Here is an 11,327-nt window from a genome sequence, read left to right on the forward strand (position 1 = left end):
CCCCGCGGCGCTGGCCTGGGTCGACAAGGTGTGCACCGGGGTGGCCGCGGGTACCGGCCATAAGAGCCGGTAAGGAGGCCTTCACGGCTTTTCACGGGGTGTAGAGGGCGCCGAGGAACTCCAGCAGGAGGCGTTCGCGCAGCGGCGCGGGTGCCGTCGCGAGGAGGGCGTTGATCGGGGCCATCCGGTCCGGCAGACCCGATGCGCCGCCGAGGCCCGCTGCCGCGAGGAGCCCGGCGAACTGTTCAGACGTAAGCGTCGCGGGGTCCAGCGCCGCGACGAACTCCGCCACCGCCGGGTCGATCACCACCGGGCCCGCTGCCCGGGCCGCGTCCACCGAGGACGCGAGGTCGGTCAGGAACTCCTTCTCGCTACCGTGATTGGCCGCCGTCACCGTCAGGTGCAGGTTCGCCGGGGATGCCAGATGAGCGAATTGCGGCTGGACGTACCAGCCACGCACCTTCATCTCGTCCGCCACGGTGAACAGGTCGAAGCTGTCGTCCCCGGTGAACGCGATCAGCGTCGACACCGGGTCGCCCAGCACCCGCAAGCCGGGCAGCTCGGCGATGCCGGCCCGGATCCGGGAAACCGCCTCGCGGGTCGTGGAAGCCAGCTGCAGGTAGCCGTCCTCGCCGAGGTGGCGGACCACCGCCCACGCCGCCGCCAGCGGACCGCCCGAGCGCGTGCTCTGGATCGTCGTGTTCAGCATCGTGTACCCCGGCCAGGCCGCGCTCGCGAAGTAGTGTGAACGCCGCAGCTCCGCCGACGCGTGCAGCAGCACCGAGGTGCCCTTGGGGCAGTACGCGTACTTGTGCAGGTCCACCGAGATGCTCGTGACACCCGGGACGCGGAAGTCGAACGGCGGGACGTCGGCACCGAGGCGGGCGAAGTACGGCAGCACCCAGCCGCCGATGCACGCGTCGACGTGCATCCGGACTCCGCGGGCCGAAGCCGCCGCCGCGATTTCGGCCACCGGGTCGAGGACGCCGTGCGCGTACGACGGCGCGCTCGCCACCACCAGCACCGTCGAGTCGTCGATCGCCGCGGCCATCGCCGCCGGGTCGGCGCGGAACGTCACCGGGTCGACCGGGACGTCGATCCGCCGCAGTCCGAACAGGTGCGCCGCCTTGTGGAACGCCGCGTGCGCGGTGGTCGGCAGCACGATCGACGGCGAAGCGATCTCCGGGTGCGCGTCCCGCGCGGCGAGCACCGCCAGCAAACACGACTCCGTGCCGCCGGAAGTCACCGAGCCGACCACGCCCGGCAATGAGCCGAGCAAGGCAGAAGCCGCGGAGACGAGGTCGTTCTCCATCCGCAGCAGGCTCGGGAACGCCGTCGGGTCCAGACCGTTCGCCGACGACGCCAGCGCGTGCGCCGCCGCGCCCAGGGTGTCCACTTCGGACAGCCCACTGTCGTAGACGTACGCCAAAGTCCGGCCGCCGTGCGTCGGCAGGTCACCGGCGCGCAGCTCCCGCAGCGCCGCGAGGACGTCCTCAGGCGGGTTCATCGCGCGGCTCCAGCACCTTGCGCCGCAGCAGCGGCAGGGCCAACGCGATGAGCACGCCCGGCACGATCGACGCCCCGACGAGGATCGCCACGATCGCGCTGTCCGGCTGGGCGGTGGTGGCGTCCGTGCTGGACACGTAGCCGCCGAACGCGAGGATGAGCGCCCACAGCCCGCCGCCGAAGGCGAGGCCGAGCGTCTCCCCCGCGGTCCACACGCCGGCCGCGATCCCGGCGCGGGTCTCGCCGGTGCGCTCCTCCTCGGCCGTGATCAGGTCGGGCAGGATGGCCAGCGGGAACACCGAGATGCCCGCGTACCCGACGCCGCACAGCGCGACGAAGACGAAGGTCACGAACAGCGGGATCTCCTGGGCGAAGACCAGGCCGAGCAGGCCGACCGCGAACGTCGCGGTCGCCAGGCGGAAGCCGTTCAGCTTGCCGACCCGGTCGCCCAGCCGCGGCCACAGCGGCATGGTGACCAGCGCCGGGCCGACGAAGATGACGAACAGGATCGTGCCGTAGCCGTCGTCGCCGAGGATGCGCTGGGCGAAGAACGGGATCGCGGCGAGCACCGTGCCGATGCCCAGCGCCTGGATGAAGTACGTGCCCAGCAGCCAGCGGAACGGCCGCCAGCCGGCGAGCGTGCCGATGAGCTCCTTCAGGTTCACGGTGTTCGGCCGCAGCGAGCCGACCGGCGCGTCCTTGAGCCCGAAGTACACGAGCAGCGTCGCGGCCAGCACGATCAGCCCGATCACCAGGGCCATCACGCGGTAGCCGGCGACCCCCTCGATCGCGGAGGTGATCGCCGGGGCGCCGCCGCCGCAGATCAGGATCGTCACGGCCAGCACGCCGATGCGGACGCTGGTCAGTTTCGTGCGCTCGGTCGCCGACTCGGTCAGCTCGGCGGGCAGCGCGTTGAACGGCACCTGGAACAGCGCGTACGCCGTGGCACAGAGGGCGAACGTGATCGCCACGTACAGCGCGTCCGGCAGCGGCGTGCCGAACCCGGGGTGGGCGAACATCGCCGCGAACAGGATCGCGACGCCGATGCCGCCGACGAGCAGGAAGCGCCGCCGGCTGCCGGTCTTGATCAGGTCGGCGTCGGACATCCGGCCCGCGATCGGGTTGAACAGCACGTCCCAGGCCTTGGGCACGAACACGATCGCGGCGGCCCAGCCCGCGGGCACGGCCATCGTGTCGGTCAGGTACTTCACCAGCACCAGGCCGGGGACCGTGCCGAAGGACCCGGTGACGAACGAGCCGAGCGAATAGCGGAACCTCGTCCGGCCGGACAGCGTCGCCATGGTCCTCCTCGCAAAGCGGATCCCGAGTTCACTACAGAGGCGATCAGTAGTGGATCTCGGCCCGCACCGGGTAGTGGTCGGAGGGAATCGTGCCACCGTCGTAATGCACCAGCTGTACCGGGCCGACCTCGGCGCGTCGCAGCGAGCCGACGTAGTCCAGCGAGTCGCGGTAGGACGCGGGGACGGACTTCGCCGCATCGGGGTTGGTCGCCGCGTCGAAGGTGTACTCCCCCGGCCCGGTCGTCCGCAGTGTCCCGCCGAGCACCGCCGCGCCCTGCTCGGCCTGGGTGCGGCCCGCGGCGTCGCGGCGATCCTGCCCGGCCCAGTACTCGATGTTGAGGTCCCCGGCCACGGCCACCGCGTCCCCCTCCGGGACGTGCGCGGCGGCGAGGTCGCGCAGCTCGCCGAGCTGGGCCATCCGGGTCTCGTGCGCCTTCGGCAGCGTCTCCGGGCCTTCGTCGGCCTGCAGGTGCGTGCCGGCGAGCCAGAGCGCCTTGCCGTGGGCGAAGATCCGCACGAGCGCCGCGCCCTTGTTGGAGAGGTAGTCGGCCGTGCCGAAGTAGGAGTCGCGGTAGACGAGCTGGTGCTTCTCGGTGATCGGGTACTTGCTCAGCACGGTCACCCCGCCGTTGACGACGATCGGCGAGTTCGAGCAGTTCCCGCTCACGGACGTCCAGCCCGGCGAGGTCGAGCAGTACTGGCCGACCAATGGCGTCTGGAACGGGTAGGCGTCGATGAGCCGGTCACGCAGGTCTTCGGACTGGGCGCTGAAGGCTTCTTCGAGCACCACGACGTCGGTGTCCTGGGCACGGATGACGCCTTCCGCCGCCTGCGCCCGGGCTTCCTTGTCCGAGGTGTTCGGGTTGGCGATCCACGGCAGCTGCCAGAGGTTGAAGCTGAGCACGCTCACCGCGGGGTCCGCGGCCCGGGCGGGCGCGGTCAGCAGGGCGAGCGCGGTCGTGACGACGGCGGCGAGAATGGCGGTCCTGCGCACGCTGGGTCCTTTCCGGATCAGGAGACGACGAAGGCGCGGGAGGTCCCGCTGAGCTGGGCGATGGCGCCGGTGAGGCCGTGCTTCCAGGCTCCGGAGTGGACGACGCGGTACTTCCCGATCGGCGTGTTCGCGGGGATGTCCCAGGTGACCTCGGCCCGTGACTCGCTCACGAACGTCCGCGTCCACCGGAACTTCGTGGCCCAGTCGCCGTCGTCGGCGTAGCGGACCCAGCGGCCGTCGACGTACTGCTGGATCTCCAGGAACGTGCCGTCGCGGCGCAGGTCGTTCTTCGGGTGGCCGGTCACGAACGCGACCGAGACCTGCTCTCCACGCCGGTAGCTGCTCTTCGCGTCGGTGACGACGTCGCCGAAGCTCTTCAGCAGCGGCGCGCTGTCGAAGACGACGCCGGGCTGGAAGGTGACGAGCTTGCCACGCAGATCGCGCGGGGTCGGCCCGTGCGGCACCGAAGTCCCCGCCTTCATCGCGGCGGCGAGCTTCCCGAACTCCTGCTGGTACGCGGGCAGCGTGTAGCGGCCGAAGAGCGTCGACGCGCCTTCGTACTGCTGCGAGTCGTACTCCTCCGGCGTCGTGACGTACTGGCTGTAGGCGTTCGAGTAGCCCTGCATGAGGACGTTCTCGAGCGGCACGCCCAGCGCGGCGGCGACGGTCTTCCGGATCCGCAGCCCGGCGACGATCGTGTACTCCGCGGGCCCGGCGACCAGGTGCAACTGCCCGATCCGGACGATCTGCAGCGGCAGCACCTCGGGCGCCCACGGGTACGGCTTCATCGCGCCGAACGGCACGGCGACGACCTTCGGCGCCTGCGCGTCGGCCAGGGCCTGCGGGATCGGCGCGTCGATGCCGCCGAGCCAGTCGATGAACGGGTTCTTGACGCCTTCGGGCAGCGGTAGGCCGGGGCCGTCTTCGGTGCTGCCGGCGAGCATCGAGACGCCGATCGCGGCGGTGCACGTCCGATGTGGTCGGCCGTCCGGGGTGAACCGCGGGTCGACGTCGACGGCGGACATGTCCACATAGGTCATGCGGTGGTCGACCCCGCCGGTCACGGACTCACCCGCCGCGTCGAACGCGCGTTTCGCGGCCTGGAACTGGAGATCGCCGATGCGTTGGGTGTTCTGGAACTCCGTCTCCGGTGTGCCCGGCTGGAGGTTCAGGTTCGGGGTCATGTCGCCGGAGTTGGTCTGGGCGAAGGCGGCGACGAACCCGGGCGGGCCGTCGAGGTAGCGCACGCCGGCGTGGTCGTGCTCCCACGCGTAGGCGGCATACCCCTTGTTGTCGCTGCTGATCAGGTGGTTGCCGTTGCTCATGGACGTGCCGTGCGTGGCGAACCAGGTGATCGCGCCGACGTCCTTGCCGCCCTGGCGGAACCGCAGCACGGTCACCGCGGGGTCGATCGAGAGCGGGAAGTGGTCCTTGTCGGGGTTGAGCTCGAAGGCGACCCTCGACCGGTTCGCGCTCGCCTCGGTCAGCTCGGTACGCCCGAGGGTCAGTTCCCCGGGTTTCAGGTTGTCGTGGGCCCGGCTGATCGCGTCGACGATCCCGGCGACGACGGCGTCGTAGGTCTGCTGCTGGAACCCGAGGATCGACAGGTCGTAGGCGGCGTAGTGCGAGTCGCCGCCGCACGAGGAGTGCGTGTGGGTGGCGTTGAGCAGGACGTTCTGCTCGGTGTAGCGGTCGCCGTACTTCCGGGCCAGCTCGCGGAGCACACCCTGGTGCACGGACTGGAACAGCGCGCCCAGCTCGGCGGTGACGAAGACGATCCTGCGCGTGCCGTCGTCGACGATGTAGGCGCGCGCCCGGGTCCGCAGGTGGATGCCGGCGGTCTGCTGCTGCGGCATGGAGTAGCCCATCATGCCGTTCTCGGCGGCGGGCCCGGTGACGTCCCCGATCCCGACGCCCACCTTCAACCCGGACCCGGCGGCCGCGGCGGGTCTGGCCACAGCGGCGGCGAAGGGCAGCGCGGCGGCTCCGGCCAGGACGTGACGACGACTCACCCGCATACGGTCTCCCGACTAACGTGAACGACTTTCGCGTTAGTTGCGGACCGTACGTGACCCCGGCCACCCGGGCAACCCGACAAAAGTGCCGTCAAGGAGCCCGGGCGCCGTCGATTCGCAGGTCAGCCGAGCGCGTCGGCGATCTTCGTGAGGGTGGCCGCGTCGCCGCGCAGGAGCAGCTGGGTCACGACGGTTTCCTCCCAGGCCTGCAGCTCGTCGCGGATCTTCGCCGCCGGTCCGATCAGCGATGTGTCCTCCACGAGCGACGTCGGGATCGCCGCGGTCGCCTCGTCCTTGCGGCCCGCCAGGTACAGCTCCTGCACCTTGTCCGCCACGTCCTCGTAGCCGAGGCGGGCGAAGACGTCGTGGTGGAAGTTCACGCTCTTCGCGCCCATGCCGCCGATGTACAGCGCCAGCGACGGCTTGATCCAGCTCGCCGCCTCCTCGACGTCGTCGTGCACGATCACCGGGATCGAGCACGGGACCTCGAACGTCTCCAGGGTGTGCCGGGCGCCTTCGCGGGCGAAGCCCTCTTCCAGGGCCGCCTTGTAGAAGGCGTTGCTCTTGGGCGAGAAGAACAGCGGCAGCCAGCCGTCGCCGATCTCGGCGGAGAGGGCGACGTTCTTCGGACCCTCGGCGGCCAGGTGGATCGGGATCTCCTTGCGCAGCGGGTGCACCGTCGGCTTCAGCGCCTTGCCGAGCCCGGTGCCGCCCTTCAGCGGCAGCTGGAAGTGCTGGCCGTCCAGGGTCACCGGGGCCTCGCGGGCGATCACCTGCCGGACGATGTTCACGTACTCGCGCGTCCGGGCGAGGGGCTTCGGGTACGGCTGGCCGTACCAGCCCTCGACGACCTGCGGCCCGGACGCCCCGAGCCCGAGCACCATCCGGCCGCCGGAGAGGTGGTCGAGGGTCATCGCGCTCATCGCCGTCGCGGTCGGGGTGCGCGCCGCCATCTGCACGATGTTCGTGCCGAGCCGGATCCGGCTGGTCGACGCGCCGTACCAGGCCAGCGGCGTGAACGCGTCCGAGCCGTACGCCTCCGCCGTCCACACCGAGTCGAAGCCGAGCTCCTCGGCCTTGAGGACCGCTTCCAGCGCGCCCGGGGTCGGGCCGCTGCCCCAGTAGCCGACGTGGAATCCCAGCTTCACGAATGCCTCCTAGACGTTCGGCGCGTAGTGCTCGGGCTTGCCCCGCTCCGACAGCGGCGGCAGGTTCCTTCGTGGAGTCTCGACCAAGGCGGCGTCCGGAGCCACCTCGCCGCGCTCGCGGCGCCAGCCGGCGCGCGCCCGCGGGTGGTAGCGGCGGTCGTGCGGGACGAGCTGGAAGACGGCGTTGATCAGCTTCCCCACCCGCCGGTGCCGCCGCGCGTCGCGTTCGGACCAGCGCAGGCCGAGCAGGTCGCGGATCTCGCGGTCGTACAGGCCCGTCGTCAGCCAGACGAAGTTGCGGGCGATCAGCACGCTCACCGGCCGCCAGAGCACGTCCGGCAGCCAGGGCAGGAACGGCGGTTTCGCGATCCCGCCGAGGTCGAGGACGTCGCGCGTGGCCTTGTTGTCCTCCAGGACCTCGGCGCACATGTGCTTCCAGTACCGCTGGAAGTCCTCCCAGCTCTCCGGCACCGGCCGCATCGTCAGGTCGTACATCCGCCACCAGGTGACGTGCTCGTCGAACAGCCGCCGCTTCTCCGCCTCACCGATGCCGCCCATGAAGTGGTCGGCGATGAGGATCGTGCTGACGAAGAACGTCGAGTGCGCCCAGTAGTAGGTGTCCGGGTCGAGCGCGTGATAGCGGCGGCCCCGCGCGTCGACGCCCTTGATCCGGTCGTGGTAGCCCCGCACTTCGAGGGCCGTCTTGTGGGCGCGCGGGCCGTCGTAGACGACCCCGCCGATCGGGTAGAGCGAGCGGAACAGCCGCTGCCAGCGCTCTTCGAAGAACCGCGAGTGCTGTTCGACGCCGGCGCCGAGGCCCGGGTGCATGTTCTGCATCGAGCCCGCCCACAACGCGATGAGCAGGCCCCGCCAGTCGCCGAAGTACTTCCACGTGAGCGAGTCGGGGCCCAGCGGTTTCGGCGTCATCTGCAGCGCTCCTCGTCGAGTCTCGAACTGACCACGGCTGTTGTCAGGCTAGGATCTGACAACACATGTAGTCAACCGAGGAGCGATCATGCCGGGCCGCACGTGGGCGGGCACGACCCTGGACGACCGGAAGGCGCTGCGGCGCGAACAGCTCGTCTCCGCGGGTCTGGAGCTGCTGGGCACCGAGGGCTCGGCCGGGACGAGCGTGCGCGCGGTGTGCCGGCACGCGAAGCTCACCGAACGCTACTTCTACGAGAGCTTCGCCGACCGGGAAGAGCTCGTCGCGGCCGTCTACGAACACGTCGGCGAGCAGGCCCGGCAGGCCCTCGTCGACGCGGTCCGGGACGCGCCCAACCCGACGCTGCGGGCCGGGCACGCCGTGCGCGCGTTCGTCGAGCTGATCGTCGACGACCCCCGCAAGGGCCGGATCCTGCTCCTCGCGCCGCTGACCGACCCGGCGCTGACCCGCCGGGGCCTGCACCTGCTGCCGGTGTTCGCCGCGCTCGTCGGCGAGCAGCTGTCCCACGGCGACGAGACCGAGCGTCAGATGGTCGCCGTCGGGCTGGTGGGGGCGCTGAGCAACGTCTTCATCGCCTACCTCGACGGCTCGCTGAAAGTCTCGCGTGAACGGCTCGTCGCCCACTGCGTGCGGCTCGTGCTCGGCGCCGACGACCACTGACCTCACCTCCGACCTGGTGACAGTGGCGGGGAAGATCGGGCACACTCAACCCATGCGTACCGCTGGGCGGAACGACGGCGCGAGCGGCGACGGTCTCGTCGCGGCCCGGCTCGCCGCGCTCCTGGAAGCCTTCCGGCCGGGCGACGAGGCCCTCGGGGTCTCCGAGCTGGCCCGCCGGACCGGGCTGGCGAAGACGACCGTGCACCGGTTGGTGGGACACCTCGCCGAGACCGGCCTGCTGGAGCGTGCGGACGGCGCGGTGCGGCTCGGGCTGCGGCTGTTCGAAATCGGCCAACTGGCCTCGCCCCGCCGTGGACTGGTCGAAGCGGCCCGGCCGTACCTCGCCGACCTCCGCGAAGCGACGCGCAACACCGTCCACCTAGCCATCCTCGAAGGCACCGAAGTCGTCTACCTCGACGTGCTGCGCGGACCGGACGCGCCGACGCTGCCCTCGCGCATCGGCGGCCGGTTCCCCGCGCACGCGACCGGGGTCGGCAAGGCGATCCTGGCTTTTTCTCCGGAATCCGTCGTGGATCAGGTCATCGACGCCGGATTACCCCGGATGAGCCCGAAGACGATCACCGCCCCCGGGCTGCTGCGCCGCCAGCTGACCCGGGTCCGCGAGGACGGGATCGCCCTGGAACGCGAAGAGTCCGGTGTCGGCGTCGTGTGCGCGGCCAGCCCGTTGCTCGACTCCCGCGGGGTCGCGGTGGCCGCCGTCTCGATCTCCGGCTGGGCCAACCGGATGCGGACCGAACGGGTCGCGCCCGCCGTCCGCACGGTCGCACTCGCGTTGACCCGGACACTCTCCGGATCCACCCGGGACGGTCGGAAATAATCTTGCGAGACAAGGCTTTCGGCGATCTCTAGGCCGTCCGGCTGACGTGACCGTACCGAGCTGGACGGGTGATCGGGAGCGGCTACGATCCGTCGAATGGCCCAGCACAGCTGGGGGACGACGTTCTCGGGCCGCTCCCCCGCGACCCTTTCCGAGCCGACGGCCGGTCACCGGCTGCTGTCGCTCGACATCGTGCTCGCGCTGCTGGCCCTCGCCGGCGGCCTGCGGGTGCTCTACCTCGCCGCCCCGGCCCCGGCGCTGCCCGCCGAAGCCGCGAACGTCGCCCACGCCTACGCGCTCGGCCACCTGACGCCGTTCACCGACGCGGGCGGCGCCGGCGTCAGCCCGTTCGGCTGGTGGCAGCTCTCGGCCTACACGATGGTCTCCGACGCGTTCGGCCGCTCGGCCACGGCGCTGGCGGCGGTCCGCGAGACGATGCTCATCACCGCGCTGATCGGTGCGGTGCTGCTGTGGGTGCTGGCGCGCCGGCTCGGCCTGACGCGGTGGGCGTCGGCGGCCGCGGTGCTGCTGCTCGCGGCTTCACCACTGGCCTTGGGCCTGCAGCGGCTGGTCGTCGTCGAGCACTTGGCGGCGGTGTGGGCGTTGGGCGCGCTGGTGCTCGTGACCAGGCCCGACGCCCGGGTCCGGCACGACATCCTGGCCGCGGTGTGCCTGCTGGCGGCGGTGCTCACCTCGCCGCTCGCGCTGCTCTTCCTGCCCGCGGCCGGCTGGCTGCTGGTGCGGCGCGCGCCCGTGCGGGCCGCACTGGTGGCGGTGCTGCTCAACCTCGGGCTCGGCATCGCGTTCGGCCCGGCGGCGGGGCTCCTCCGGCCGCACCTGGCGGCCGCGAGCCGCCCGTCGGTCGCCGACTGGGTCGCGCTCGACCCGGCGTGGGCGGTGCTCTCGACCGTCGCGCTGGTGGCCGCGCTGGCCGTCACGTCCCTGCGGCCGTTCGCGGTGTCCGGCCTGCTGCTGGTCGCCACCCTGGCCATCCCGGGCGTGCCGCACACCGCCGTGCTCGCCCTGCTGCTGCCAGTGACGCCGCTGCTGCTGGCCGGGGTCGTGCAGGCCGTGACCCGGCAGCGCACCCCTTCCCACCGGTGGGAAGCGGGCCGGCGCGGGACCGGCTTCGCGCTCGCCGCGGTCGTCCTCGTCGCGATGGTCGCCGCCGGCTGGGTGTACGGCTACCCGGCCCTGCGGCCCTCGACCGACCGGGGCGGACCCCTGTCCGACGCACAGGAATGGTTGCGGGCCAACGCTTCCGGCTCGCGCGTGCTCGTCGACGACGGCGCCTGGGCCGAGCTCGCCAAGGCCGGCTGGCCGACCGGCATGCTCGTCGCGCCCGCCGCGTGCGCGGTCACCTGCCCGCCCGCCGAGTGGGCCGTGTTCGCCGACGACGCGACCGACCTCCGCCACCGCTATCCGGCGCTCGAAGCCGCTTTCGACGACGCCGGCGCGACCGCGGTGTTCGGCACCGGCGACGGCCGCGTCACCGTCTCCCGCCTCGGCCTGCCCCCGGCCGACCCGGCCGCGCCGTCGGAGTCGTCGGCGCGCGCCCACGCCGGCGAGGCCCTCCAGGCGTCGGCCCGGATCACCTCCACCCCGGACGCGGCCGCCGCGCTCCGCGCCGGCCACGTCGACCCCCGGCTGATCGCGACGATCGCCGCGCTCGCGGCCCTGCAGCCGGTCCGGGTCGCGGCGTTCCCCGAGGTCCCCGGCGAAGATCCCGCCGGGCAGCCCCGCCGCCGGGTCCTGCTGACCGGCGGCGAAGACGGCGCGGCCGCGTTCTACACCGGCCAGCGCGACCTGTTCCGCCCGTCGTCGGTCGTCCGGACCGCCGGCGGCGTGCTCGTCACCTACCCGTTGTTCGCGCCCCCGGGACTGCTGGTCCCGTTCTCCTCCCCCAGACGGTGAAAGGC

General features: G+C 71.9%; 9 protein-coding genes. 3 read left to right on the forward strand and 6 right to left on the reverse strand.

Annotated features, from left to right (window positions below):
* Nucleotides 1–91: 91 nt before the first annotated feature.
* The 6 genes from AB0C38_RS43305 to AB0C38_RS43330 form a co-directional block, all read right to left on the reverse strand.
* The gene (locus AB0C38_RS43305; protein ID WP_360685215.1) at nt 92–1,507 is read right to left on the reverse strand and encodes an aminotransferase class V-fold PLP-dependent enzyme; all 1,416 of its coding nucleotides are present in this window, start codon (nt 1,505–1,507) and stop codon (nt 92–94) included.
* The gene (locus AB0C38_RS43310; protein WP_360685218.1) at nt 1,494–2,807 is read right to left on the reverse strand and encodes an MFS transporter; all 1,314 of its coding nucleotides are present in this window, start codon (nt 2,805–2,807) and stop codon (nt 1,494–1,496) included. The genes AB0C38_RS43305 and AB0C38_RS43310 overlap by 14 nt, the downstream gene beginning before the upstream one ends.
* Before the next feature lie 43 nt (nt 2,808–2,850).
* On the reverse strand, nt 2,851–3,801 hold the full coding sequence (locus AB0C38_RS43315; protein ID WP_360685221.1) for a sphingomyelin phosphodiesterase: 951 nt from the start codon (nt 3,799–3,801) through the stop codon (nt 2,851–2,853).
* 17 nt (nt 3,802–3,818) lie between these two features.
* Nucleotides 3,819–5,819: a neutral/alkaline ceramidase gene (locus tag AB0C38_RS43320; RefSeq protein ID WP_360685224.1), complete on the reverse strand. Its 2,001-nt coding sequence runs from the start codon at nt 5,817–5,819 to the stop codon at nt 3,819–3,821.
* Between the two features lie 119 nt (nt 5,820–5,938).
* Nucleotides 5,939–6,964, reverse strand: coding sequence for an LLM class F420-dependent oxidoreductase (locus tag AB0C38_RS43325; protein WP_360685227.1), 1,026 nt, complete (start codon nt 6,962–6,964; stop codon nt 5,939–5,941).
* A gap of 9 nt (nt 6,965–6,973) precedes the next feature.
* Nucleotides 6,974–7,891: an oxygenase MpaB family protein gene (locus AB0C38_RS43330; RefSeq protein ID WP_360685230.1), complete on the reverse strand. Its 918-nt coding sequence runs from the start codon at nt 7,889–7,891 to the stop codon at nt 6,974–6,976.
* Nucleotides 7,892–7,979: 88 nt separating this feature from the next.
* Here AB0C38_RS43330 and AB0C38_RS43335 point away from each other — a divergent pair, with 88 nt between their 5' ends.
* The 3 genes from AB0C38_RS43335 to AB0C38_RS43345 all read left to right on the forward strand — a co-directional run bounded on the left by AB0C38_RS43335 (nt 7,980) and on the right by AB0C38_RS43345 (nt 11,322).
* Nucleotides 7,980–8,570 carry a TetR/AcrR family transcriptional regulator gene (locus tag AB0C38_RS43335; RefSeq protein ID WP_360685233.1) on the forward strand — a complete coding sequence of 197 codons (591 nt, stop codon included), beginning with the start codon at nt 7,980–7,982 and terminating at the stop codon, nt 8,568–8,570.
* A 52-nt stretch (nt 8,571–8,622) separates the two neighbouring features.
* Nucleotides 8,623–9,408, forward strand: coding sequence for an IclR family transcriptional regulator (locus AB0C38_RS43340; RefSeq protein WP_360685236.1), 786 nt, complete (start codon nt 8,623–8,625; stop codon nt 9,406–9,408).
* A gap of 96 nt (nt 9,409–9,504) precedes the next feature.
* Nucleotides 9,505–11,322 (forward strand): glycosyl transferase, encoded by a 1,818-nt coding sequence (locus tag AB0C38_RS43345; RefSeq protein ID WP_360685239.1) that lies wholly within the window; start codon nt 9,505–9,507, stop codon nt 11,320–11,322.
* Nucleotides 11,323–11,327: the final 5 nt, after the last annotated feature.

Source organism: Amycolatopsis sp. NPDC048633, assembly GCF_040650695.1.
Lineage (GTDB): Bacteria > Actinomycetota > Actinomycetes > Mycobacteriales > Pseudonocardiaceae > Amycolatopsis.

Bases quoted from the DNA above. Each gene is read 5' to 3' on its own strand.
- AB0C38_RS43305 (WP_360685215.1), bottom strand. From the start codon at position 1,507: ATGAACCCGCCTGAGGACGTCCTCGCGGCGCTGCGGGAGCTGCGCGCC.
- AB0C38_RS43310 (WP_360685218.1), bottom strand. From the start codon at position 2,807: ATGGCGACGCTGTCCGGCCGGACGAGGTTCCGCTATTCGCTCGGCTCG.
- AB0C38_RS43320 (WP_360685224.1), bottom strand. From the start codon at position 5,819: ATGCGGGTGAGTCGTCGTCACGTCCTGGCCGGAGCCGCCGCGCTGCCC.
- AB0C38_RS43330 (WP_360685230.1), bottom strand. From the start codon at position 7,891: ATGACGCCGAAACCGCTGGGCCCCGACTCGCTCACGTGGAAGTACTTC.
- AB0C38_RS43335 (WP_360685233.1), top strand. From the start codon at position 7,980: ATGCCGGGCCGCACGTGGGCGGGCACGACCCTGGACGACCGGAAGGCG.
- AB0C38_RS43340 (WP_360685236.1), top strand. From the start codon at position 8,623: ATGCGTACCGCTGGGCGGAACGACGGCGCGAGCGGCGACGGTCTCGTC.
- AB0C38_RS43345 (WP_360685239.1), top strand. From the start codon at position 9,505: ATGGCCCAGCACAGCTGGGGGACGACGTTCTCGGGCCGCTCCCCCGCG.